This is a genomic window from Neorhizobium petrolearium, from assembly GCF_017873175.1.
Taxonomy (GTDB): Bacteria; Pseudomonadota; Alphaproteobacteria; order Rhizobiales; family Rhizobiaceae; genus Neorhizobium; species Neorhizobium petrolearium.
Genome location: NZ_JAGGJW010000025.1, coordinates 16,328 through 38,880, shown reverse-complemented (window position 1 = coordinate 38,880; position 22,553 = coordinate 16,328). Strand labels below are relative to the sequence as shown.

The window sequence follows — 22,553 nt, the reverse complement described above, 5'->3', positions numbered from 1 at the left end:
TTATGTGTATTCGATTAGCCGTTCAATGCCGCGGCCGTCATGGGCCCCGCATCGATTGAAGCACTTTCAGCAGCCCAGCAGGCGACGCCATGGCCATCTTCTGCCGTCACCAGTAAAGGTTCCGCTTCGGCGCAACGGGCGAAGGCCAATGGGCATCGATTGCGGAAGCGACAGCCCGTCGGCAGATTGGCGGGATCCGGAGGGTCGCCGAGCCGTGGCACCGGGTCGTCGCGCCGGGCGATATCCATGGTGGGTACCGCGGCAAGCAGAGCACGCGTGTAGGGATGGCGGGGACTGGAAAACAGTGCGTGAGTGGACGCCATTTCAACGATGCGGCCGTAATACATGACCGCCACTCGGTCGGCGATATATTCAACGACTGCAAGATTGTGCGAGACGAACAGGAGCGCCAGTTCGAATTCCGCCTTGAGGTCGCTGAGCAGGTTGAGGATCTGTGCCTGCACGGAAACGTCGAGTGCGGATACTGGCTCGTCGCAAACGATCAGGCTCGGTTTGAGGATCAGCGCGCGAGCAATGCCGATGCGCTGCAACTGGCCGCCGGATAGCTCGTGTGGATAACGGAACCGATGCTCGGGTCTCAATCCCACCTTTCTGAAGATCTCGGCCACGGCTTCTTCGCGTTCGCTGGGGTCGAGCAATTCCTGAATATCGAGCCCCATGCGCACGGACGAGCCGACCGTCCTGCGCGGGTCGAAGCATGCGCGTGGGTTTTGGAAGATCAGTTGAGCAAAGCGGCGCTGCTGCTTCAGTTCGGCCGCGCTAAGTGCGAAGAGGTCCTGATTGCGGAACCGCACATTGCCGGCGCTGGGTTTCTGCAGGGCGATGACAGTGCGGCCAAGCGTCGACTTACCGCAACCGGATTCCCCGACCAGTCCCAACGTTTCACCGCGGTTGAGGGTCAGGCTGACGCCATCGACCGCGCTGACATGGCCGACGACACCGCCAAACAGGCCCTTACGGATAGGGTAGCGAACATGCAATCCATTGACATCGAGAAGTGGAGGCAGGCTCATGCTCGGGTTCCCATCGTCATCGGGGTCGAATATATCCCGTCTGCCTGGGGCAGAGCCCAGCAGCGGGCAGCATGGTGTTCGGAGATCGGGATGAAGGGCGGCAGTTCGCCGAGACAAGCTGAAAGCCCAAGGTTTGCGCGGAGCTCGCAGCGGGGGGCAAAGGCGCAACCCGGCATCGGCTGGCTAAGATCCGGTATGCTGCCGGGGATATCTCTTAGCCGCAGGCCGCCCATCTGGCCTAGCCGTGGCGCAGCATCGAGCAGGCCGCGGGCATAGGGATGACTGGGCGCCGTAAGCATCGGAGCCACCGGCCCCTCCTCAACTATGCGGCCGGCATACATAACAGCGACACGGTCGGCGAGGCGAGCGACGACGCCGAGGTCATGGGTGACGAGCATCAACGAGGTGCCGAAATCACGACAGCTGTCACGCAAAAGCTCGAGGATCTGGGCCTGGATGGTGACATCGAGTGCCGTTGTCGGCTCGTCGGCGATCAGCAGCCGAGGCCTCAGCGCGAGCGCGACAGCGATCATCACACGCTGCGCCTGACCGCCGGAAAGCTGGTGCGGATAGGCGAGTGCTTTTTCCTCTGGTGCTGGAATGCCGACGGAGCGCAACAGCGTCACGGCTTTGTCCCAGGCGGCCTTTCGGCTCAATTTCTCCTGTTGGCGCAGAGGCTCGGCGACCTGCCAGCCGATGCGCCTTACCGGGTTGAGGCAACTTTGCGGCTGCTGAAAGATGATGCCGATGTCGCGGCCTCGCCAACCGGATAGTTCACGGTTGGACATGGCAAGCACATCTTTGCCGTCGAACAGAATACTGCCGCCGATGATACGGCCCGGAGATTGTATGAGCCTCAGGATGGAAAGCGCCAGCACCGATTTGCCGGAACCGGATTCTCCGACGAGGCCAAGGATCTCGCCGGCACCGATCTGTAGATCGATGCCTTGGACGGCGTTGACGGGATTGCGTCCGGAACCGAATTGCGTCCTCAGCCCCTTGATATCGAGCAATGTATGGGGAGATCTGATTCCTGCTGCCATAACTCAGCTCCGCGGATCAAGGACGTCGCGCAGCCCGTTGCCCAGAATGTTCATGCCGAAGATCGAGATGAACAGGGCCATGCCGGGGGCTGCCACCGCCCACCAGGCGGAGAACAGATACGTGCGCGAATTGACGAGCATCGCGCCCCATTCAGGTGCCGGCGGCTGGGTGCCTAGCCCGGCGAAGGAGAGCGCAGAAGCGATCAGGGCCGAGAGCGGCGTGGCGAAGGCGAGATAGACGATGAGCGGCGACATGACATTCGGCAAGACTGTGCCGAACAGGATTTCCGCGTCACTTGCCCCAAGCGCCCTTGCGCTCGTCACATAGTCCTCACGCTTTACCGTCAGCACGGAGCTGCGCACCAGCCGCGCATAGCCGGGAATGCCTGCAATACCCACGGCTGCCATGCCGGTCCAAAGACTCGGGCCAAGGATCGCAACGACCACCAGCACGAGTAGAATGTAAGGAAACGCCAACAGGATATCGATGATCCGCATGATGATGCTGTCGGTGAGCGCCGAACCTGCGCCGGCGATAAGTCCAAGCAACGTGCCAATGGTTGCCGAGATCGATGCCGTGATCAGACAGATGAGGAGGAAATAGCGCGTTCCAAAGATGATGCGGCTCAAAAGATCGCGACCGACCTCGTCTGTCCCAAACCAGTGTTGAAAGCTTGGTGGTTTGAGGCGTTGAACGGGATTGATCTTGAATGGATCGTAAGGCGCGATCCAAGGAGCAAAGGCGGCGAGCAGCAGTAGCGCAAGCACCACCGAGCCACCGACAACGGCCGCACGGTTGCGGAGCAATTTGCCAGCCATGACCCGCCAGCGTGGTATGATCGCAACGATCGGTTCTTCGAGGACGACGGTGCTCATGATACGAGCTCCACACGCGGATCGAGCCAGGCATACATAATGTCGGCCACGAGATTGATAATGAGATAGGTGGCAGCGCTGATCAGGATGATCGCTTGGGTGAGCGCGAAATCGCGCCATTGGATAGCATTCACCGCCAGTTCGCCGATGCCGTGCCAGGAGAAGATCGTCTCAACGATGAAAGCACCGCCGAGCAGATTGCCGATCTGTAAGCCGACGACGGTCAACACGACGATCAAAGCATTGGGGAGTGCATGGCGGAAGATCAGCGCCATCTCGCTTTGCCCGCGCGCTCGTGCCGCGAGGATATAATCGCGCCGCATCACATCGATCATATTGCTGCGCGCCACCTGAGAGAGCGGAGCCGCCTCGATGATGCCGAGCGCGAAAGCCGGCAGGATGATCGCCATCCAGCCATGTGGTACGACGGGCAGGATCCTGAGCCAGACCGAGAAGACGAGGATCAGCAGCAGGCCGAAGAAGAAGGCCGGCATGGATATGCCGAACAATCCCACCGTCGTCGCCGTCACATCAAGCCACGTATTGCGGCGGGCGGCCGCGAGAATGCCCGTCGTCAATCCCAATACCAGCGCGATCACGAGCGACAGCGCTGTCAGCAGGATCGTATTGACATAGCGATAGCCGATCTCGTCGATCACCGGCTTGCGCAATCGGATGGACTCGCCGAAATCGCCCTGCATGAGGTCGCCGACATAGATGAAGAACTGCTGGTACCACGGCAGGTCGAGGTGATATTTCGCCCGAAGTGTGGCGATTGCCTGGGCCGCTTCCTTTTCCGACAACTGCCCTTGATACATCGCGGTGACCGCGTCCGTCGGGATCAGCGCCTTCATGAGGAAGGTGATCAGCAAAATACCGATCACCACCGGTACCAGGAGCAGCAGACGTCTGACAACGTACTGCGCCATTGCGGATTACCCCGTGATCTTCAGGTCGGAAGCATAGAGCCGGCCGAGGAAGTCGAGGCGATAGCCTTCGAGCTCACTGCGGACCACCGTTATCGGCCAGTCGGTCAGCAGCGGCAGGATCAAGCGGTCCTCAAGGATCGCCTTTTGCCCATCGCTGACGAACTGGAAGCGCTTTGCCGGATCGAGCGCTGTATCGGCAGAATCGAGCGCCTGATCGATGGCGGGATTGGCCGGCAGGAGCTGGCGATGGCCCGGCGAGCGGAACAGTTGCGACATGACGCTTGGGTCGGGCCAGGTCCAACGGTTGAGGTCCATGTCCCAGTCCGGTTTCAGCAGCCCCGGATAGAAGGTGCCCCAGTCGGCGGTGCCGACATCGACCTGGATGCCGACATCTGCAAGATTTGCCTGGATGACGGCAAGGGCGCGTTCCGTCGTGCTGCTGGCATAGCTGCGCACAGTGAATTTGGCCTGCATGCTGCCCTTGGCGCGGATGTCGCCAGAAACCTTCCAGCCAGCTGCATCAAGGAGTGCCTTGGCCTTTTCCGGGTCGTAGGGCGTGCCGTATTTTTGAGCGACGGTGTCATCGTAACCCGGAATACCGCGCGACAGCGGGCCGAGCGCGATTTTACCATTACCGCCGAACGCGGCGGCCAACACGGATTCTCGATCGATTGCGTAGCTCACGGCCTCGCGGAAAGCTTTGTCGTCAAAAGGCGGTTTCTTGTAGTCGAACTCCATGAACATCAGGTTCTTGGCGTTCTGGTCGTTTATGATGTTGAACTGCTTGTCGCCTTCGAGCGGGCGCACGGCATCCGCCGTCAAAAGGGCCGCCTGCAATTCGCCTGTCTGCAGCGCGGAGGTGACGACGCCCTCTTCGGCCAGCACGTTGAGCACAATGCGATCGAGATAGGCCGGTCCCTGGTTCTTGGCGTCAGGGCGGTATTGCTTGAATTCGGCGTACCGGACGAGCTCAATGCTGGTGCCAGGCGTCCAGTTACCGAATTTGAACGGACCGGTTCCAACCGGATGACGCGGGTAGGCTGAACCAGCTGCCTTGACGGCCGTTGGCGAGTTAAAGCCGAAATAGGACAAGCCGAGCAGATTGATGAACGGCGCGAATGGCTTGGAGAAGGTGAAGACAACGGTCATGTCGTCCGAGGTCTCAACCTTCTGAAGAGGACTGATCATTGCCCGCGACGGTGATGCGTTCTTCGGGTCCATGACGGTGTCGAAATGGAATTTTACGGCCGCTGCGTTGAAAGGCGTGCCGTCATGAAAGACCTTGCCGGGCTTCAGCTTGAAGGTGATGACCTTGCCGTCGGCGCTTGGCTCCCAGCTTTCAGCGAGCCAGGGCTTCGCTTGTCCTTTCTCGTCCAGGTAGACGAGCGATTCCAGGAGATAGTTTCCGAGCACCTCACTGACCACGAGCGAGATGCTCTGCACATTATAAAGGCCCTCGGGATCAATGGTTAGGCGAAAACGCGCCACTTTTTCGGCCTGGGCGAAAGCCGGTTGGGAAATGCCCATTGCCAGCGCACCCAGGGCCGAGGCCGATGCAAGCGTGAATTGACGGCGATTCAGCATGAAATTCCCCTTTTTTATGAGGGAATGTTTTCCGTGGTGCCCCTGATCATATAGAGCCTCACGCCCCTCTAATCCGAATATTTACTCGGATTTGCGAACGGCGCAAGAGGATGTTTTTTGCAGTGCAAATTTCTTGCCAAATATGCAAAGAAGCCAGGCCAGAAGGCATATAAACGGGAAATGACGGCGTGGCGGAGAAGAGAAGCCCGGTTCAGGCGCGGTCGCGCAAGATCAAGGCAACCATCATGGAAGCAGCGCATGATGTGATGCGTGACCGGGGCATCCGTGCGATCACCACCAATGCGGTTGCCGAACGGGCCGGCGTCAAGGTCGGTTCGATCTACGACTACTTCCCCAACAAGGAAGCGATCATCGCAGAGATCTACGAGGAAAAGCTGGCGCAGGTGCGAAGTTTCCTCGAAGCAGGATCGCAGCAGATCGAAAGGAAAGCCTGGCGCACGCAGCTTGCCGATCTCCTGCGCGACACATGGAGCTATCAGCTTGGCATCGGACTTGACCGGACCATCGTCGACGCCTCCTACTATTACGAGGACCTGCTGCGCATCGCTCGTGCCCATTCGCAATTGTTCGCATCCAATTACGTGCAGTTGCTCAAGCGGCTCGGTTCCCCTTGGAGCGAGAACGAGTTGTTTGATCTCGGGATCAGCATCTATACGCTGGTGAATGCGACATGGAGTTATTGGCGCCTGACGGAAACCCAGGAGGCGATCGCCATAGAGCGACAAATCACGCTTACGATCACGCTGATCGAACCAGCTTTCGAAGCACGGCCACATAACGACCGAGACACCGCGCCCGCCAATCCACCGGTGGCGAGCAACTGACCGCCCTCCGCTGGATTAGGATTATCCCTGTAGACTGTGGCTCAGCGCGACTTTGGCCCCGCCTGCGCTCTTTCCTGGATGGGGAAGGAGCTGTTGACCCGCTGTTTTGTGGCCGAGCGACGCTTGTGAAGGGAACCGAACCCTCGCCAGGTTAGATCAAATCAGCAAGGAGCTGATCGGAAAGCGAATCCGCCAGGCAACGGAAAACCGAACTCATCGAGAGAACGGATTAGCAAAAGCTCGAGCGAAGGTTGGAGGGACTGGGATTGACGCCATCAGTCAGCCCCTGTGGCCGCCGGGTAAACCATGCCGGCTCAAATACCCGTTCCCTTCGCCAGATCGTCGCGCACGTCCTTCCTCGGTTTTTCGCTGAGAGGCGGCCGGTCAGGAGCTTCAACCTTGAGGCTAGAGGACCCTCACGTGTCACAAGGGTGTGTTTTTAAAGAGATAAGCGCTTTGTTGGAATTGTCCCGAATGCAACAAAGGAGAACCGCTATGGCTGATATCGACACCAGCAAATTGTCTTGGGACGAATGGGACGAGTTACAGAATCCGCCCCCGGCCGAGACCGATTTCGACCGCGTTGTCGAATCGGCCATTTCGCGCCGCGGCTTCCTCGGCGGTATCCTTGCCGTCGGTTCGGCCGCCGCCGCCATGGGGACGCTCGGCAATCTGGTGTCCTCCACCTCGGCCCAGGCGCAGGATGCCGCTTCGCGCTTTGCATTCAAGCCGATCCCGGCCTTCACAGACAACACCGTCCACGTCCCTGAAGGCTATACCTGGAAGCCGCTCGCAAAGTGGGGCCAGCCCCTGTTTTCCAACGTTCCGGATATCGATCCTGTCGACGGCGTCAGCGTCGAAAATTCGGATAAGATCTTTGGCGAAAACACCGACGGCATGGAGCTGTTCGTGATCGGTGATCGTCAGGTGATCGCCGTCAACCATGAATATGTGAACAACGAAACCAATCTTCCGCACAATGAAAAGGGCATGCCGAAGAGCGCCGACGACGTGAAGATCCTGCAGAACCTGCAGGGCGTTACCGTCATGGAAGTCGCCGAACGCGAAAACGGCTGGGAAATCGTGCTCGACAGCCCGTTCAACCGTCGCATTACCCATCTGACGCCGATGAAGATCGCCGGGCCGGCCGCCGGCTCCGATCTCATCAAGACCGAAGCCGACCCGAACGGCACGGACTGTCTCGGGACCTTCAACAACTGTGGCGCCGGCAAGACGCCGTGGGGCACCTATCTCACCTGCGAGGAGAACTTCAACGGCTACTTCGGCTCGACCGATCCGAACTTTGCCATGCCCGACGACTTCAAGCGCTACGGCATCGCGGTCGAAACGCGATATGGCTACGAGACCTTCGATCCCCGTTTCGACGTCTCGAAGAACCCGAACGAGCCGCGCCGCGCCGGCTATGTCGTGGAAATCGATCCGTCGGATGTCTCCTCGTCGCCGGTCAAGCGCACCGCGCTCGGCCGCATCAAGCATGAGAACGCCGCCGTCGTGATCGCTCGCGATGGCCGGGTGGTCGTCTATATGGGTGACGACGAGCGTGGCGAATTCCTCTACAAATACGTCTCAAACGGCATCTACGTGCCGGGCGGCGACACATCAAAGCTGCTCGACGAAGGCACGCTCTACGTTGCCAAGTTCGTCGATGACGGTAACGGCGAGTGGCTGGCGCTGACACCGGAATCCACCGGCATGAAAATGGACGAGATCTGCGTCTTCACCCGCCAGGCGGCCTCCAAGGTCGGCGCCACGACCATGGACCGTCCGGAATGGGTCGCCATCAACCCGGTCGCAATCGAAGCCTATTGCGCGCTTACCAACAACACCAATCGTGGCGTGAAGAAAAATGCCGGCGGCGACGAAATGCCGGTCGGTGGTGCGAACCCGCGCGAGAAGAACGCATACGGCCAGATCGTGCGCTGGTATCCGGAAAACGAGGATCATGCCGGCGGCAAGTTCAAGTGGGACCTCTTCGTGATGGCCGGCAACCCGGACGTCCATAAGGATGTCTATGCCGGTTCGTCCAACATCAACTCCGGCAACATGTTCAATTCCCCGGACGGCATGATGTTCGACTCGACTGGCCTCTTGTGGATCCAGACGGATGGTGAAGACAGCAATGAAGGCGACTTCCTCGGCCAGGGCAACAACCAGATGCTCGCCGGAGATCCGGCGACCGGCCGCATCGAACGTTTCCTGACCGGCCCGAAGGGCGGAGAAGTCACCGGCATGACCTGGTCGGCGGACAAGCGAACGGTGTTCGTCGGCATCCAGCACCCCGACGCGCCCTTCCCCGACGGCGAAGGCAAATTACCGCGCTCGACTGTCGTTGCGATCAAGCGCGCCGACAATGCGCTTGTCGGATAGCCGTTAATTGTCTCGACAACGGCTGGGGGCGCCGGTTCCAGCGCCCCCATGCTATTTCCGATGTCTGTCAGATGGCAGCTCTTGTGAGCGCTTTACAGCGGGATCGAAGTCCGGCGGTCAATCCTCACTGCCATGCCTCCTCGTTGCCACCCCGCTTTGCAGGAGGCAAGCCTGCAATGAGCGTGCGCCGGCCGCAGTCGGGTAGCACCCCTGCTCCTCTTCGAAGCGTTCTGGGCGCGTCCTCGAGGCGTAAGGCGGCTCCGAGCCGCACCCCTTGAAGGTCGATCTCGATGCCTCAACTGGTCCAGGGAATATCTTGGCAATGGAATCGCGGCGCCTTGCAGTACTGGGACAATCCTGATCAGGGATGTTGAAGATCGGCGTAGATGGCCTCAATGCGCGTGGCCTCCCCGTCCGTCAGGGGGCCGAATTCTCGTTCCCGCGCCCGCTTCGACAATTTGCCGTCATTGTGGCGCAGAAAGCGGAACAGGAGGTCGAGCAGCCTGTCCGGCATGTCGATCATCCGCGAGACCTCGGCCTTAAAGCTATCATAAGCTCTAAGGAAGGCGGTCTCTGCAGGCAGATCGACGTCGATTGTCTGCGCCACGCATTCAAACAGGAACTCCGCGTGGGGCGTCGCATCGAAATAGCGATAGAAATCGGCCGTCTCGTTCAGCACCTCGACATCGCCGCGATCGGTCGGTCGCCAACGGATTTGGGGCAACAGACGGCGCGAATAGGTCTCCAGCACGCGCCGGTATTCGTCAATGCGATCGAGGATGACGGCCGAGACGCGGCGTGTAAAGCTTCCACCCGTCAGCCTGATAAATCTTGTGGCGTGGGCCGATGGCGGCAAGGCTGATCGGCAGGGGTTCGAAAGCGTCGATCAGGGCGGCGTAGCCGACAGGGAGCGCTCGCTCGGGCAACCAGCGCCCGTGAAAAACGCTCACCGCGTCTGAAAATGGATTCTTTTGCTCATGCGCCATGAACTTCGATACTGGCCCGTGAAATCCTATTCTTGGGTAAGAATGTCATGAAAAGCAATTCCGGACAATGAAATTCGATGGAATCCAACCGGACTGCATGAAATTCAACTCCGTAGAGCCGGGTTACACCACCGCTGCGGTCGATCGGCTGGCCAACCTCCCCGATCTTACATCACCCCCCTTCCCGTTGCTGCGGATCGATGGCGCCAAGCTGGTTTGAACCGGCGTGAAACAGCTCAAAAACTTAAAACGGCCTGTTTTTCCATGAGCGCAGTTCCCCACGCCCCCATCGCAGCAAGATCGCTCTTTGGGCCATCATCTGCATGGCGTCGTGCCCCTCAGGTCAGCCCTTTCCGGATGAACGCGCGGCAATCCACATGACGGCGCAAACCCGCGTGTCGCTGGTCCCAGCCGGCTTCCGCCGTCACTTCGATCAGTTTGATCGCCGACGGTTCGCGTGCGAACAGGCAATCCTGCTGATACTGATCACGACCGACGGCGGCCTCGCCTGATACCCTGATCCGCGCAGCTTTACTCATTGATGGTCAGCATCCCTCTTGCAAGGGACCGTTCTGGTTCGTTCGGGGGATGGTCATCGGCCAGGTGATAGCCGGAAGGCTGGCAAGACCTGGCTTTGCGAACAGGAAGACCTGCATCAAGGTGACGCCGAAGGAACGACAGGCGTCCACCACGCCTTCACCAGCGCGTGACGGCTTGGATCAATGTCGATGGTTCGCACGAGCGCCAGATCGAGCTTTATGATTTCGGGCCTCAGCGCGAGCAGGCTGCTCATGATTGGTCATGATCAACCTCGCGCCCGCAACGCGCGGGGGCAGGACGGATGGCAGTTTGCCGCGCCAAATCCACTTGCCGGTAGCCTCGACCACGCAAATGCTGTTCCCTTCAAACGGGACGTCTGTTCCTGCATAATACTCCAGGACTGTTCCTCTCATGATGCGGGAGCCCGATCGCTCGGACCTCGTTTCAAACATCATCGTTCTGGGGGCAACCATCCAGCTGGCTACCTATGAGATACCGGCCCATTATGGCATCTAGTAATACCCATCCGTTGTCTGGGAATGAGCCGCTCCCTCGCCGGCCGACGAAGCAAGAACCGGATTTCGATTGCGAGCATACTGTCGCGGTGCACAACCCATCTTCCGCTTGAACGCCGTGCTGAATGCGGCATCGGACTCGTAACCCAGCGACAGGGCAATGATTGAGATCGGATCATTCGAATTTGCCAGCCTGTCTGCCGCCAGCAGCATCCGCCAGCGGGTCAGATAGTCCATGGGCGTTTCGCCGACGGTTGCCTTGAATTTCATGGCGAAGGCGGACCGGGACATGCAGGCGCGCTCGGCAAGTTCCTGCAGCGTCCAGCGACGGGCAGGATCGGCGTGCATGGCGGTGATCGCTGCGGACATCTGCTTGTCCGCGAGGGCAAAGAACCAGCCGACACGGCCTTCCACCTCGTCTGCCAGATGGAGCCGAAGGGCCTGAACCAGCATCATATGGGCAAGGTGTTGAGCGATAAGGAAACTCCCAGGCTGTGGCTCGCGCAGTTCCTGCATCATCCGCTCCACGGACCAACGCAGAGCCGCCTGATCCGACTCTTTGTGGATGTGCACGATCGGAGGCAAGGTCCGCAGCAATGTGCCGGCATGTTGCCCACTGACGGCAAAGCGGCTGCCGACAAGAAAGAAATCCCCGCCGCCATTCACCGTGACGACACCGCCGGCCCGGGCCGGCGGAAAGACCGTGCCAGCTTCGACGGGGCGAAGACACAGATCGCTCGCAAGACGGAATGGACGGCCGCTCGGCAGCACGAAGCAGTCTCCGCTTTCCAATCGCACCGCATGGGGAACATCTTCCACGGCCAGCCAGCATCCGCCGGAGACGACGGCATAACATTTGATCCGCTCATTCTGATCGCCGAACTGGATCGACCAGTCGCCGCCCGCATCGAAGCCGGAGGACACGTAGCTGCGCGGTTTCAGGAGCGAGAGCACGTCTGACAGAGGGTCCATGAGGCAATCCTGGACGATCGCAAAGATATTGTGGATGGAGACGAATAGCTCGTATCAGCGCGCTTGTCTATCGTGCCTCTAGCCATGGAGGCGATGCAATGATCTCTACCATACTCCGCAAAATATCCGGTCTTTGGGACAACCAGGGCAAAGGGCAAAGACGCGCGCTGATGGCGGCCCTTCTGCCATCGTCGGGCTTGTTCTGTCCTTTTCCGGCCGCCGCCCAGGATGCCGATGGAGCACGCCTGTTTCAGCAGCGCTGCGCGACCTGCCACAGCGTGGAAGCGGGTCAGAACAAGTTGGGTCCGCACCTGTCAGGCGTCATCGGGCGGACTGCCGGCAACATCGAAGGCGCCACCTACTCCGACGCGATGCGGTCTTCCGGCATCACTTGGGACGACCAATCCCTCGACACCTTTCTCACGGCGCCAGGCCGCATGGTTCGTGGCACACGGATGACTGTCGCGATCCCCAATGCAACCCAGCGAGCGGCGATCATTCAGTATCTGGAAGGCCAATCGGCCGATTAAAGTTCATTGGAGCACTCATGACAGCCTTCACCATCAACGGGCGCGCGGTCGATGTCACAGCCGAGCCTGATACACCGCTTCTTTGGGTAATCCGGGAACATCTAAAGCTCACCGGCACGAAGTTCGGTTGCGGGATTGCACAATGCGGGGCCTGCACCGTCCACGTCGATGGCGAGCCGACACGTTCCTGTCAGACTTTCCTTGAGGATGTCGCCGGCAAGGCGGTCACGACGATCGAAGGCCTCTCGCCGGATGCCAGCCATCCGCTTCAGAAGGCCTGGATCGCCGAGCAGGTGCCGCAATGCGGCTATTGCCAGTCCGGACAGATCATGCAGGCGGCGGCGCTTCTTGAGACAGAGCCGAACCCCACGCGTGAGCAGATCATCGAATATATGGATGGCAACATCTGCCGCTGCGGGACCTATGTGCGGATCATCAGCGCCATTCAGCGCGCTGCACGGGAGGGCTGACACATGACCAAATCATTCAAGCTTCACAGCCGCGCGATCTCGCGGCGCAGTTTCCTGATCACGGCGGGCGGCTTCGGTGTCACGGTTGCATTCGGCGGTCTGCCCGGGAATGCATCGGGTGCCGCCGTGGCGCCAGCCGTTGAGGGCGACTACCGCCCGAACGCCTGGGTGACCATCGCGGCCGATGGCATAGTCAGTATCATGTCGCCAGCCTCCGAGATGGGCCAGGGCATCATGACAACGCTGCCGCTTCTCATCGCGGAAGAAATGGATGCCGATTGGGACAGGGTCCGCATTGTCCAGGCTCCGTCCAACGCGGAAACCTACGGCAATCCGGGCTTCTATGGTATCCAGCTCACGGGCGGCAGCGAATCCACGCGCGGCTATTACGACCTACTACGGCTGATCGGCGCGCAGACCCGAAAGGTCATCCTGGCAAGTGCAGCCGGGATGCTAAACGTGCCGGCGATCGAGCTCAAGACGGAACCAGGCCGCGTAGTACATGCACGATCCGGCCGGTCGCTCGGCTATGGCGAGATCGCGGCGGGCGGTCCACTTCCCGATCCGTTGCCGCAGGCGACCGAGGCCGACCTGAAACCCTCCGATCAATGGCGCTATATCGGCAGGCGTGACATCCCCCGCGTCGACGTGCCGGCGAAGGTCGACGGCACCGCGATCTATGGCATCGATGTGCAGCTTCCCGGCATGCTGTATGGCGCGGTGCTGCGGGCACCCGTCCAGGGTGAACGACCGGAGGCCATTGACGACGCCGCGGCCAGGACTGTGCCGGGCGTGACGCATATTGTACCGCTTTCCTACGGGGTCGGAATCATCGGCGATACGGTCGAGGCGACGCTGCGGGCAAAGGACCTTCTCAATGTGACGTGGAGCACGTCGTCGCGGGTTCGCAACTACACGAGCACCCGCCTGCTGGAACACTATCGCAGCGTGGCGGGCGACCTTTCGCAAACGGGCGTGGAGGCCTTCTCGGAAGGTGACGCAGATGCCCTGATCGCGAATGCGGCGACTGTCATCGAAGTCGACTACATGAGCGATCTCGTCTGCCATGCCACCATGGAGCCGATGAATGCCACGGCGCTGCTGACCGGGGACACCGTGGAGATCTGGGCGCCGACGCAGGGGCCGACGGGCACACAGGGCTTTGCCGCAGAGGTCATCGGCACCACACCTGACAAGGTCAAGGTCAATGTGACCCTGCTCGGTGGCGGCTTCGGCCGCAAGGCCGAGGCGGACTTCATTGTCGATGCCGTGTCGCTGGCCAAGGAGGTGGAGGGACGCCCGGTCAAGGTCATCTGGAGCCGCGAGGACGATATCCGGCATGATAAATTCCGGCCACTCGAAGCGCAGCACATTCAGGTCGGGCTGGACGCCGATGGCAACATCGCCGGCTGGCGGCATCGTATTGTGGCCGATTCCATCTTCGCTCGAACCAACGCCGAATTGTTCGCAAACGCGGGCGGTCACGACGACGTCGTGACCGAGGGGGCGCATTTCAACTACGCCGTTCCCGCTCATCGGATCGAGTACATTCGACAAGATAACGGCTTGGACATCGGCTTCTGGTTCGCGGTCGGGGTTGGCTACACCCGGTTCGGTATCGAATGCGTTATCGACGAAATCGCGGCCGCCAGGGGAACCGATCCCCTGCAACTCAGGCTGGAGCTGCTGCGGGACCAGCCACGGGCGCGCAACGTTATAGAGACCGTCGCCCGGATGGCCGAATGGGATCGGGAGCGCGATGGCCGAGCACTCGGCCTCGCCTATTCCGATGCCTTCGGCTCTCATTGTGCGCAGATTGCGGAAGTATCACTCAATCGTGAAACCGGGGTGATAAGGGTACATAAGGTTTGGTGCGCTGTGGACCCGGGGGTCGCGATCCAGCCGCGCCACATTGAGGGCATGTTGATCGTCGGGATCACGAACGGAACTGGCCATGCACTGTTCGAGCAGGTCAACATCGTCGATGGCGAGGTGCAGGAAGGAAACTTCGACACCTATAGAGTGATCCGTATGTCCGAGGCGCCCGAAATCGAGGTGTCGGTGGTTCCAACAAGTGGGAGCCCGGTCGGAGGCATGGGCCAGGTAGGCCTGCCGCCGGTGGGGCCGGCAATCGCCAACGCAGTCGCGCGGCTCACGGGCGGTGCGAGGCTCCGGCACTACCCGTTCCTGCCCGACCGGGTCCTAGCGGCCCTGAACGCATAGCTCCGCAGATGCTTGCTTGCACTGGATGATGTCGGAGCACCGCAAGAAGTGCCGATGAAGGGTATCGACGCCCACACCGGCCTCTTTCGCGATTGCACGCATCGGCCCATCCAATCGCGACTGCGTTTGCGCTTTTGATAAGCAGGCCGTCGCCTTCCTGAATATCTGTCCGTGCGGACAAACCGCAACGGTTCGCGATGGCCTACGCTCAGCAGCTGTCTGGAGGTCCGGTGCAAAGTTCAGCGGGCTCTTCGGCACAATGGCAATGCTACCCCGTGCGGCGTGCGTGAGTAAGTCGAGCTGACTACGTAAGCCCACCTGCCCGCACCTCCGGTCTACGTTCGGCAGCCGGGTTGCGGCGCACCCGCAAAGTGTCCTGCTTTGGCGGCACCTTGAAAAGGCGACCATATTCGCGGGTGAACTGGGAAACGCTCTCATATCCCACCTCGAACGCCGCGTTGCTTGCCGAAAAGCCTTCATCGCGCATGAGGCGCCGTGCTTCGATGAGACGCAGTCGCTTCTGGTACTGCCCGGGCGTCAGCGAGGTCATCATCTTGAAGTGTTTGTGAAACGCGGTCAGGCTCATAGCCGCTGCGGCTGCCAGGCGCTCGACAACAATACGTGCTCGATATTCCGACCTGAGGATCGCGATAGCTTCAGCCAGGCGACCGGCATAGCTATCGGGGTCTGCAAGTGTGCGCAGTGCGGGACCATGCGGACCCGACAGAAGCCAGTAATGCAGTTCCCGCATGATGCCGGGCCGCACGATCGGCGTCGCATCCGGATGGTCCAGAAGATGCATCAGTCTCAACCCACAATCCAGCATCGCTGCTTCGGTATCGCCCGTGAACAACTTCTGCGTTCCTGATGAACGTTTCGAAACATCCGTGCCGATCTGGGCCGCAACCTCGCGCAGGAGCGCAATCTCCAGTTCCACGGCAATCGCAAGATAGGGCGCTTCAGGGGTCGCCTCGATGATCCGCCCAACCACGGGCATGTCGGCAGCCACGATGACCGACTGTCCACGAGAGACTATCCGTTCCTCAGTCCCCACCAGCATGCGCTTTGCGCCTTGCAGCACGAAGCAGACGAGTGGCCGATAGACGGAGTGCAAGTCGCCAGTAGACTCTTCAACGCACATCATGCGCAGCCCTGGCACCGGGGTTATGGCCAAGCCTTCCCGGTTCGCGTGATGTCGCGCATACGTGTGAACAGCCTGCTTGAGTGCATCCATATCGCTTGCTCCCGTTTTTACGCTGAACATAGCACGTCAGCGCAAGCATTTCAGCGACCTTGCAGGATTAGGCAAGTTTTGCGCAGGCCACGGCAAGTTTCACAGCCCGCCTAGATGTAAAAAAAATCTCCCAACAAGGGGGGCGCCCTCCCATCGGATCGTCCGCCGCCGTGCGGTCAGGCAGGAAAAGCGTGGGCCTCGTCCTCGATTGAGCCACGAACATCGCTACCGGTCGACGCAGCGTCGACACAATCACGAAAAGGAGATGAAAATGACAGACAGTCAGAACGAACCGGTCATCCCTGCAGTGTCGCGGCGCAGGATGCTGGCCGGAGCCGGTGTTCTTGCCACAACGGCCACCATGGCAGGCAAAGCTCGGGCACAGTCCCCGGCCACCACTGCCGGCGCGGCGTCGGGGACTGCCGGCAATCCAGGAGTTGCACTGGTAACGGGCTCGTCAAGAGGTATCGGTGCAGCAACCGCACGACAGCTTGGCCGTGACGGCTATCGAGTGGTCGTCAACTGCGTCGTGAACACTGATCTCGCAGCCCGGGTGGCCGCAGATATCGAGGCAGACGCAAGCCAAGCCATCTGGCGACAGGCGGACGTGCGGGATTCGGCAGCAGTACGAGCGCTGTTCGATGCGGCAGAAGAGGCATTCGGCGGCGTCGACGTCGTCGTTGCCAATGCCGGCGTGATGCATCTTGCGCCTTTTGCCGAGATGACCGACGAGGACGTCAATCACATGATCGACGTCAACATACGCGGAAGCTTCCACACGTTGCGTGAAGCAGCTCGGCGTGTTCGCGACGGCGGCCGGATATTTGCTCTTTCCTCCACCATCGCCAAGTTCCGTACAGAAACCTACGGACCCTACGCTGCCTCGAAAATGGCCCAGGAGCTTTATGCTGCCGTTTTGGCGAAGGAACTGGCCGGCCGGAACATATCCGTCAATGCGATCGCGCCTGGTGTCGTCAATACGACCTTGTTCACCGACGGAAAGACGGAGCAGCAGATTGCAGGTTTCGTACAGCGCACGCCGCATGGGCGGCTGGGAGAACCGGAAGACATCGCCCAAGTCATTTCGCTTCTGTGCAGCGGCAACGCCCGCTGGGTGAACGGCCAGGCCATCTACGCGAACGGAGGCATCGCCTAGTCGGCCCAGTGATTCCCACCCTGAGTCGATTACAGCTGGCTTCCGTCACCAATGGCACAGGTGGCGGAAGCGTGTCCCGGCGAAGAAATTATGGTCAGACCGAGATCGCGTCCAACCTCGACATGCCCCGGGGTCTCGCCTTCTTTCCTGAAGGGGCGGCGCTCGCCACCGAAAGATCTAGCGGGCTGATCAAGCGGGTTGCAGAGGTCGTGGCGAACCTACAACTGTCGAACGCATAGACGATGTCGCTATCAGCGCCGAAGGCGGGCTACTGAGAAGCGGTTGCCTCACTCACGCGATCTCAGAAACAATTGACGAGGTCGCTTGGCGAGCCTGGCCGAAATCATGTCCTGCAAGCCCCACCGACACCGTTCGGAAAGCCTTTCGAAACTCCCAGCGGCTCTCCCAGGCAAAAGCACGCGGCAAGCCGGGCTGTGAATCTGGCGGGAACTACCAACGCGTCTGCGTCGCGCACGCGACGTGGTTCGGGAACCGACTGTGAAGCGCCATAGAGCCGTCGGTCGCCTGCTTTCCCGACGATGAATGGGATAAGAGAAATTGGCCGCTCCTGCGGCTATGGCTTCTGCTCCTTCATCGCCACGACCGGCGGAATACGAACCGCAGCCCCGGTCAACATACCGTTTATTTCCTGGGCACGCCGGAGATGATCGAGCACGGTGGGCAACATCGAGGCCGCCAGCCGCTGCATTTCCCCGTCCTCGCCCAATGAGATCTCCCATGCCAGCAATTGCGCCGTCTTTTGATGATCAACGATCTGCGCCTTGATATAGGCCACGTCGAAGGCGTTATCGTTCAGTTTATCCAGGTGGTCGCGCACGACCTGGTGATCCGGATCAAGCCCTGTCTGAAGCGGGATCTTAGCGGCATCGGCGAGGTCCTTCAATTTGCTATTGGCATCCTTATGATCGCGGACCATCATCTCGGCAAACTGCTTGACGGCATCGGCCTTGGCCTTACCGCTGGCCAAATTGCCCAACTCCACCTCTGCAAGTCCGCCTGCGGTGATAAGTTGCGCAAACAGCCGGTCCTGATTGTTGGTCTGATGCGGCGCCGGCACACCGGGCTTTGACATCTTCGTGTCGACGCCCATTCCGGCTGGATTTCCAATCTGGGCAACGGCGCTGCCGCTCAGCAAGATCAACCCTGCGAACAAAATGATACGGTGGCGATACATGGCGCTCTCCTCCTTTATCCCTCACAGCGTGAGCAGATATGCGACCAGATCCTTCTTTTCCTGCTCGGTCAGCTTGACTCCCAGGACCAGATTGAAAAACTCGACCGTGTCGGCAAGCGTCATGAGGCGTCCGTCATGCATATAGGGTGGTGAATCCTTGATGCCCCGCAGCGTGAAGGTTTTGATGGGACCGTCGGGTAGCGTGACGAAATCGTTGAAAACCTGACCGATCTTGTAGAAGCGTTCGAGCTTCAGGTCGTGCATGTTGTTGTCCATGAACTCCGTCTGCGGCACGTGACAGTCGGCACAGCGCCCCTTGCCTATGAATATCTGCTCCCCGGACAACTCTTGCGCAGTGGCAAGAGCCGGATCCAGTCGGCCGAACGGATCGAGCTTCGGTGCGGGCGGGAAATCGATGATGTTCTGCATCTGCGCCATCATCGCGACCTGGTTCGGCCGATCGGGCAGATTGACGCCCTTGCGCGTCGCACTGACATGGTCGCCGTTGAAATAGGCGGTTCTCTGCTCGAATTCGGTAAAATCTTCGACCGACCGCAGCGATCGCTTGGATCCGTGGATCTGTTGGTTGAACAATCCCCGCAAACTTGTCGTATCGAGCCGGAAACGATCCGCTTGGGGGCGGACATCCGGCGTCAGGTGGAAAGCTGCGTTGGTATGGAAATTGGAATGGCAATCGAGACAGGAAACACCAGTGCTCTGGTCTGCGACCTTGCGATCTTCGGTCTGATTGAACTCCTCCTGCGGAAAAGGGGTCAAAAGCAACCGCAATCCTTCCATCTGCACCGGCGTGATGATGCCGTTCATGATCTCGTAGAAGTTCTTGATCGTCAGCAATTGTCCTCGCGACACGTCACCGAGCTCGGGATGCGTTGTCAAAAAAATGGGCGGAGGAAACTCCGGCGTCAGATTGTCGGGAAGATCGAAGTCGACGTCGAACCGGCGAAGATCCCGCATTTCCTGCACGTGGATTTCATCGATCTGACGGTTGGGAAAGACTTGTCCGCCCGTCGCCTGTTTCACATGCGGCAGGGGCAAAAACCCTTCCGGTAACAGGTTTTTGTCCCTGATCTCGGCCGGTGTCATCTCCGCTAATTGATCCCAGCTTGTATCCGCCGGAAGCTTGACGCGAATCCCATCCTGCACGGGCTTCATCCCGCCAGACATCATGACCTCCGGCATCGGCCGGTCCGATAGATCGTAACGGCGATCGAGAAGATCGCGTTGCCGCCGCATTACGTCCGGCTTCTGCGCCTCGTCAATTCTGCGGACTTCCGAGAATGGCATGGTTGGCAATGGCCGGTATGTAGCATCGGGCGGCAGTGGATCGGAAACGGCTGCGACCGCCAGGACGCTTATCCCGGTAAACGATGCCCCGAAGAATGCGCCAGATCTTCGAAATTTCCACATATCCCTCTCCTCCATTGCCGATCGAGCAGGCTGTCCGAACTGCGGAGAGGGGGAAGAGTTCCTGGACAGCAATGATTTTAGGTTTCAGGACCGCTATCTTTAAGCAGAGGCAAAACCTACCGACTGGTGGTGATCGCCAATTTTGCAGCTCGCAAGGTTCCGCTGACGCTTCCACGCGAACTCGCAAATCCGGGAACATGCCTGATCTGGAACTATGAACCGGTCGACACGCTTGGAGAAAATGTCGACCTTAAGCCCTATGAAGCATTCGCCATTTTATGCGAGATGAGGGAATAGGAAGTCACTTGCAAAGCAGCTTTGACGATGGTCTGCGAGAGAAGCAGTATCACCGCGAAGATTCTTTCTCGTCGCCGTTTAGCCATCACACGGTCCCATCTCCCTGCCAATTGAAAATGAGGCTGTATGATTGAAAAATCTGACAATGAGGCGATGAAGGGCGATCGGCCGACACTCCTGTTCAAGACGAACACGCGTGGGATGCCCTTAAAATCGGCTCTTGAATTCTGGCAGCAATCCGCCGGCTCGCTTTATGACGTCACCATCTCCCAACCGGAAGCATTTCACACCACCCACTGCACATTCCGCTTTGGAGAATTGCTGCTGACCCATTGCATCAGCGTCGCCCAAAAGCTGAACCGTTCCAGCTATCGCGTTGCCGCGGATGGCTACGACCATTTCGAGATACAGTTTTTTCTCAAGGGTCATTGGAGCCGCCAAGACGGACGGCAGGAAGCACACGCCGCACCGGGAGACCTGATCATTCACGATACCGCGCAAGCCCACGCGGGATCTGCGAGCGATTTTTCCAATCTGACCCTCTTCGTTCCCCGGTCACTGCTCGCACCATTGTTGATGAGCCCCGACGAGCACAATATGAGGGTTCTGGCGGCTCATGAGCCAATTGTGGGACTTCTTCGCAATCACCTCGACGCTCTTTGGCAGGTCCTTCCGCTACTCGATGAAAAGCAAGCAGCAGCGCTAGCCCTGCCGACCGCCGAACTTGTTGCCGCCACCCTCAACGGCGGTGCGAGAGAGGATACGTCGCAAGGCGTAGCCGCAGCGCAGCTTGGCGAAATTCGACGCTATATCGATGCAAACGCACTTGATACGGATCTTTCGCCGGTCCGCATTGCCGCAGCTTTTGGCATTTCGTTACGCAAGCTCACCTACCTCTTTTCCGGCGATGGCGGCGTCGCCTCCTACCTTCAGAGGCGACGATTGACCCTGGCGCGTTCGGCTCTTCGCGATCCGGCTCAAGCTCACAAGTCGATAGCTGCGATCGGCCTCGAACACGGCTTCGTCTACGCCCATAACTTCACACGCGCCTTTCAGCGTCTTCATGGGCTCACGCCACGCGAGATCCGGGCTGTCGCACAGAGGAACTGGATATCCGGCACAAACGAATCACAAAGCTGGTTTGCCCGCGCCGCCCTATGGGGAGGAAACGGATCCTGTGTCCTTGATGGGTGACGCCGCCTTGCGCGCTTTGAGTATGTTATCGGCTCTCGTTTGCGCGCTGGGATAGATTTACCCCACTGCGCTTTCAGCTTCTTATATTCGTTTCAGAATTTTGATTTTTTAGCCTCGCTCCGCCTAGTACTCGGCGCGTCCTCGCCTGCCCCCACGCAGAACGACGGCGTGCCAGCGCGATGGTTTTCAATGATTGGCGGGCCGGGGGAAAATCGAAATGTGGCCGAAAGACTTACCCGAGGCATTGCCAGAGCGCCTTTCGTTGACCGGACGCCAGGTCGCGTCTTTCCAAACAGACCTGTCGGGCTCAATCCTCCCGGTGGCCTTAGCCGATAATCGCACAACCTGCGCATGGCTTGTTGCCCGCCCCACGATGACGCGTAGCCGTCGTCCCGCAAATTCGTCGTCCGGCATCAGGCGACGATCAGATCCACAACCTCTTCCAGCCAACCAGCTTCCCGGCAATCGGAGTACGACACCCATGAGAATATTTGTTCTTTCCACTTTCCTTGCGCTCGGTGCGTCAACGGTACAGGCTGCTGATGTCGTTGCCGAACATCCCGCACCCTCCGTCGCTTTTGAGGCGCCGGCTTACACCTGGTCGGGCGCCTATCTTGGTATCCAGGGCGGCGGCGGCTGGGCCAATGGGAAATTCTCCGGCCTCGGCATTTCCAGCTCCGAAGACGCCAATGGCGGTCTGTTTGGAGCCTTTGCAGGCTACAATCACCAGTTCGACAATAATCTTGTGGTCGGCATCGAGGGCGACGTCGAATACAACTGGAACGAACAAGAGATTTTCGGGGCGGATTTCGGCACCGATTGGGCAGGTTCGGTGCGTGGCCGCGTGGGATATGCGTTCGATCGCGCTCTCATTTACGCCACAGCGGGATGGGCCGCCACCCAAGGTTACGTCGACGTGCCGGGATTGGGCAAGGACGAAGAAACCTTCAACGGCTACACGGTCGGTGCGGGTCTGGATTACGCCTTCACCGGCAACATCTTCGGCCGCATCGAATATCGTTACAACGACTTTGGAAAAAAGGAACTGCAAGGGGTCAGCGTCGATGTTGACCAGCATGCGATAAAGGTCGGCCTTGGCATCAAGTTTTGATGA

General features: G+C 59.6%; 21 protein-coding genes. 9 read left to right on the top strand and 12 right to left on the bottom strand.

Annotated features, from left to right (window positions below; translation table 11 throughout):
• Window positions 1-14: 14 nt before the first annotated feature.
• Genes J2046_RS31305 through J2046_RS31285 form a run of 5 tightly spaced genes read right to left on the bottom strand, consistent with a single transcriptional unit; the run spans window position 15 to window position 5,466 of the window.
• Entirely contained in the window at window positions 15-1,034 is a 1,020-nt protein-coding gene (locus J2046_RS31305; RefSeq protein ID WP_210058526.1) for an ABC transporter ATP-binding protein, read from the bottom strand.
• A complete protein-coding gene (locus J2046_RS31300; protein ID WP_210058525.1) occupies window positions 1,031-2,077 on the bottom strand; it encodes an ABC transporter ATP-binding protein in 1,047 nt (348 codons plus the stop codon). The genes J2046_RS31305 and J2046_RS31300 overlap by 4 nt, the downstream gene beginning before the upstream one ends.
• A gap of 3 nt (window positions 2,078-2,080) precedes the next feature.
• Window positions 2,081-2,953, bottom strand: coding sequence for an ABC transporter permease (locus tag J2046_RS31295; RefSeq protein WP_210058523.1), 873 nt, complete (start codon window positions 2,951-2,953; stop codon window positions 2,081-2,083).
• Complete coding sequence (locus J2046_RS31290; RefSeq protein ID WP_210058521.1) at window positions 2,950-3,882, bottom strand: ABC transporter permease; 933 nt, start codon at window positions 3,880-3,882, stop codon at window positions 2,950-2,952. Before J2046_RS31290 ends, J2046_RS31295 begins: the two co-directional genes overlap by 4 nt.
• Before the next feature lie 6 nt (window positions 3,883-3,888).
• Window positions 3,889-5,466 (bottom strand): ABC transporter substrate-binding protein, encoded by a 1,578-nt coding sequence (locus J2046_RS31285; RefSeq protein WP_210058519.1) that lies wholly within the window; start codon window positions 5,464-5,466, stop codon window positions 3,889-3,891.
• A 188-nt stretch (window positions 5,467-5,654) separates the two neighbouring features.
• On the opposite strand from J2046_RS31285, the gene J2046_RS31280 reads away from it, so the two are divergent.
• A complete protein-coding gene (locus J2046_RS31280; protein ID WP_325169812.1) occupies window positions 5,655-6,311 on the top strand; it encodes a TetR/AcrR family transcriptional regulator in 657 nt (218 codons plus the stop codon).
• A 495-nt stretch (window positions 6,312-6,806) separates the two neighbouring features.
• Window positions 6,807-8,699, top strand: a complete 1,893-nt coding sequence (locus tag J2046_RS31275) for a PhoX family protein (RefSeq protein WP_210058518.1) — start codon at window positions 6,807-6,809, stop codon at window positions 8,697-8,699.
• Between the two features lie 361 nt (window positions 8,700-9,060).
• Here J2046_RS31275 and J2046_RS31270 read toward each other — a convergent pair whose 3' ends face one another.
• A complete protein-coding gene (locus J2046_RS31270) occupies window positions 9,061-9,555 on the bottom strand; it encodes a hypothetical protein (RefSeq protein WP_210058516.1) in 495 nt (164 codons plus the stop codon).
• A gap of 227 nt (window positions 9,556-9,782) precedes the next feature.
• Between J2046_RS31270 and J2046_RS34190 the strand changes: the two genes are divergently transcribed.
• The gene (locus J2046_RS34190; protein WP_267950883.1) at window positions 9,783-9,905 is read left to right on the top strand and encodes a hypothetical protein; all 123 of its coding nucleotides are present in this window, start codon (window positions 9,783-9,785) and stop codon (window positions 9,903-9,905) included.
• 118 nt (window positions 9,906-10,023) lie between these two features.
• Here the strand turns inward: J2046_RS34190 and J2046_RS31265 are convergent, their stop codons facing one another.
• From J2046_RS31265 to J2046_RS31255, 3 genes are all read right to left on the bottom strand, one after another.
• A complete protein-coding gene (locus J2046_RS31265) occupies window positions 10,024-10,224 on the bottom strand; it encodes a hypothetical protein (RefSeq protein WP_210058514.1) in 201 nt (66 codons plus the stop codon).
• 116 nt (window positions 10,225-10,340) lie between these two features.
• A complete protein-coding gene (locus J2046_RS31260; protein WP_210058513.1) occupies window positions 10,341-10,478 on the bottom strand; it encodes a hypothetical protein in 138 nt (45 codons plus the stop codon).
• 259 nt (window positions 10,479-10,737) lie between these two features.
• On the bottom strand, window positions 10,738-11,712 hold the full coding sequence (locus tag J2046_RS31255; RefSeq protein WP_210058511.1) for an AraC family transcriptional regulator: 975 nt from the start codon (window positions 11,710-11,712) through the stop codon (window positions 10,738-10,740).
• Window positions 11,713-11,810: 98 nt separating this feature from the next.
• Between J2046_RS31255 and J2046_RS31250 the strand changes: the two genes are divergently transcribed.
• The 3 genes from J2046_RS31250 to J2046_RS31240 are packed head-to-tail and all read left to right on the top strand — an operon-like array spanning window position 11,811 to window position 14,935.
• The gene (locus J2046_RS31250; protein WP_411828575.1) at window positions 11,811-12,242 is read left to right on the top strand and encodes a c-type cytochrome; all 432 of its coding nucleotides are present in this window, start codon (window positions 11,811-11,813) and stop codon (window positions 12,240-12,242) included.
• Window positions 12,243-12,259: 17 nt separating this feature from the next.
• The gene (locus J2046_RS31245) at window positions 12,260-12,712 is read left to right on the top strand and encodes a (2Fe-2S)-binding protein (protein ID WP_210058509.1); all 453 of its coding nucleotides are present in this window, start codon (window positions 12,260-12,262) and stop codon (window positions 12,710-12,712) included.
• 3 nt (window positions 12,713-12,715) lie between these two features.
• Window positions 12,716-14,935 (top strand): xanthine dehydrogenase family protein molybdopterin-binding subunit, encoded by a 2,220-nt coding sequence (locus J2046_RS31240; protein WP_210058508.1) that lies wholly within the window; start codon window positions 12,716-12,718, stop codon window positions 14,933-14,935.
• 304 nt (window positions 14,936-15,239) lie between these two features.
• Here J2046_RS31240 and J2046_RS31235 read toward each other — a convergent pair whose 3' ends face one another.
• Window positions 15,240-16,169, bottom strand: coding sequence for an AraC family transcriptional regulator (locus tag J2046_RS31235; RefSeq protein WP_210058506.1), 930 nt, complete (start codon window positions 16,167-16,169; stop codon window positions 15,240-15,242).
• A 265-nt stretch (window positions 16,170-16,434) separates the two neighbouring features.
• On the opposite strand from J2046_RS31235, the gene J2046_RS31230 reads away from it, so the two are divergent.
• Window positions 16,435-17,325 carry an SDR family oxidoreductase gene (locus J2046_RS31230; RefSeq protein WP_210058504.1) on the top strand — a complete coding sequence of 297 codons (891 nt, stop codon included), beginning with the start codon at window positions 16,435-16,437 and terminating at the stop codon, window positions 17,323-17,325.
• Between the two features lie 574 nt (window positions 17,326-17,899).
• Here the strand turns inward: J2046_RS31230 and J2046_RS31225 are convergent.
• Both J2046_RS31225 and J2046_RS31220 read right to left on the bottom strand, forming a co-directional pair.
• Window positions 17,900-18,520: a DUF4142 domain-containing protein gene (locus J2046_RS31225; RefSeq protein WP_210058503.1), complete on the bottom strand. Its 621-nt coding sequence runs from the start codon at window positions 18,518-18,520 to the stop codon at window positions 17,900-17,902.
• 21 nt (window positions 18,521-18,541) lie between these two features.
• Window positions 18,542-19,948: a cytochrome B6 gene (locus J2046_RS31220; protein WP_210058501.1), complete on the bottom strand. Its 1,407-nt coding sequence runs from the start codon at window positions 19,946-19,948 to the stop codon at window positions 18,542-18,544.
• A gap of 423 nt (window positions 19,949-20,371) precedes the next feature.
• Here J2046_RS31220 and J2046_RS31215 point away from each other — a divergent pair, with 423 nt between their 5' ends.
• Together J2046_RS31215 and J2046_RS31210 are read left to right on the top strand one after the other, a co-directional pair.
• Window positions 20,372-21,439, top strand: coding sequence for a helix-turn-helix domain-containing protein (locus J2046_RS31215; protein ID WP_210058499.1), 1,068 nt, complete (start codon window positions 20,372-20,374; stop codon window positions 21,437-21,439).
• Window positions 21,440-21,920: 481 nt separating this feature from the next.
• A complete protein-coding gene (locus J2046_RS31210; protein WP_210058543.1) occupies window positions 21,921-22,550 on the top strand; it encodes an outer membrane protein in 630 nt (209 codons plus the stop codon).
• Window positions 22,551-22,553: the final 3 nt, after the last annotated feature.

Excerpts from the sequence above, each read along its gene's own strand:
- J2046_RS31305 (WP_210058526.1), bottom strand. The coding sequence starts at position 1,034 with ATGAGCCTGCCTCCACTTCTCGATGTCAATGGATTGCATGTTCGCTAC.
- J2046_RS31300 (WP_210058525.1), bottom strand. The coding sequence starts at position 2,077 with ATGGCAGCAGGAATCAGATCTCCCCATACATTGCTCGATATCAAGGGG.
- J2046_RS31295 (WP_210058523.1), bottom strand. The coding sequence starts at position 2,953 with ATGAGCACCGTCGTCCTCGAAGAACCGATCGTTGCGATCATACCACGC.
- J2046_RS31290 (WP_210058521.1), bottom strand. The coding sequence starts at position 3,882 with ATGGCGCAGTACGTTGTCAGACGTCTGCTGCTCCTGGTACCGGTGGTG.
- J2046_RS31285 (WP_210058519.1), bottom strand. The coding sequence starts at position 5,466 with ATGCTGAATCGCCGTCAATTCACGCTTGCATCGGCCTCGGCCCTGGGT.
- J2046_RS31275 (WP_210058518.1), top strand. The coding sequence starts at position 6,807 with ATGGCTGATATCGACACCAGCAAATTGTCTTGGGACGAATGGGACGAG.
- J2046_RS34190 (WP_267950883.1), top strand. The coding sequence starts at position 9,783 with ATGAAATTCAACTCCGTAGAGCCGGGTTACACCACCGCTGCGGTCGAT.
- J2046_RS31265 (WP_210058514.1), bottom strand. The coding sequence starts at position 10,224 with ATGAGTAAAGCTGCGCGGATCAGGGTATCAGGCGAGGCCGCCGTCGGT.
- J2046_RS31260 (WP_210058513.1), bottom strand. The coding sequence starts at position 10,478 with ATGAGCAGCCTGCTCGCGCTGAGGCCCGAAATCATAAAGCTCGATCTG.
- J2046_RS31255 (WP_210058511.1), bottom strand. The coding sequence starts at position 11,712 with ATGGACCCTCTGTCAGACGTGCTCTCGCTCCTGAAACCGCGCAGCTAC.
- J2046_RS31250 (WP_411828575.1), top strand. The coding sequence starts at position 11,811 with ATGATCTCTACCATACTCCGCAAAATATCCGGTCTTTGGGACAACCAG.
- J2046_RS31245 (WP_210058509.1), top strand. The coding sequence starts at position 12,260 with ATGACAGCCTTCACCATCAACGGGCGCGCGGTCGATGTCACAGCCGAG.
- J2046_RS31240 (WP_210058508.1), top strand. The coding sequence starts at position 12,716 with ATGACCAAATCATTCAAGCTTCACAGCCGCGCGATCTCGCGGCGCAGT.
- J2046_RS31235 (WP_210058506.1), bottom strand. The coding sequence starts at position 16,169 with ATGGATGCACTCAAGCAGGCTGTTCACACGTATGCGCGACATCACGCG.
- J2046_RS31230 (WP_210058504.1), top strand. The coding sequence starts at position 16,435 with ATGAAAATGACAGACAGTCAGAACGAACCGGTCATCCCTGCAGTGTCG.
- J2046_RS31225 (WP_210058503.1), bottom strand. The coding sequence starts at position 18,520 with ATGTATCGCCACCGTATCATTTTGTTCGCAGGGTTGATCTTGCTGAGC.
- J2046_RS31220 (WP_210058501.1), bottom strand. The coding sequence starts at position 19,948 with ATGTGGAAATTTCGAAGATCTGGCGCATTCTTCGGGGCATCGTTTACC.
- J2046_RS31215 (WP_210058499.1), top strand. The coding sequence starts at position 20,372 with ATGATTGAAAAATCTGACAATGAGGCGATGAAGGGCGATCGGCCGACA.
- J2046_RS31210 (WP_210058543.1), top strand. The coding sequence starts at position 21,921 with ATGAGAATATTTGTTCTTTCCACTTTCCTTGCGCTCGGTGCGTCAACG.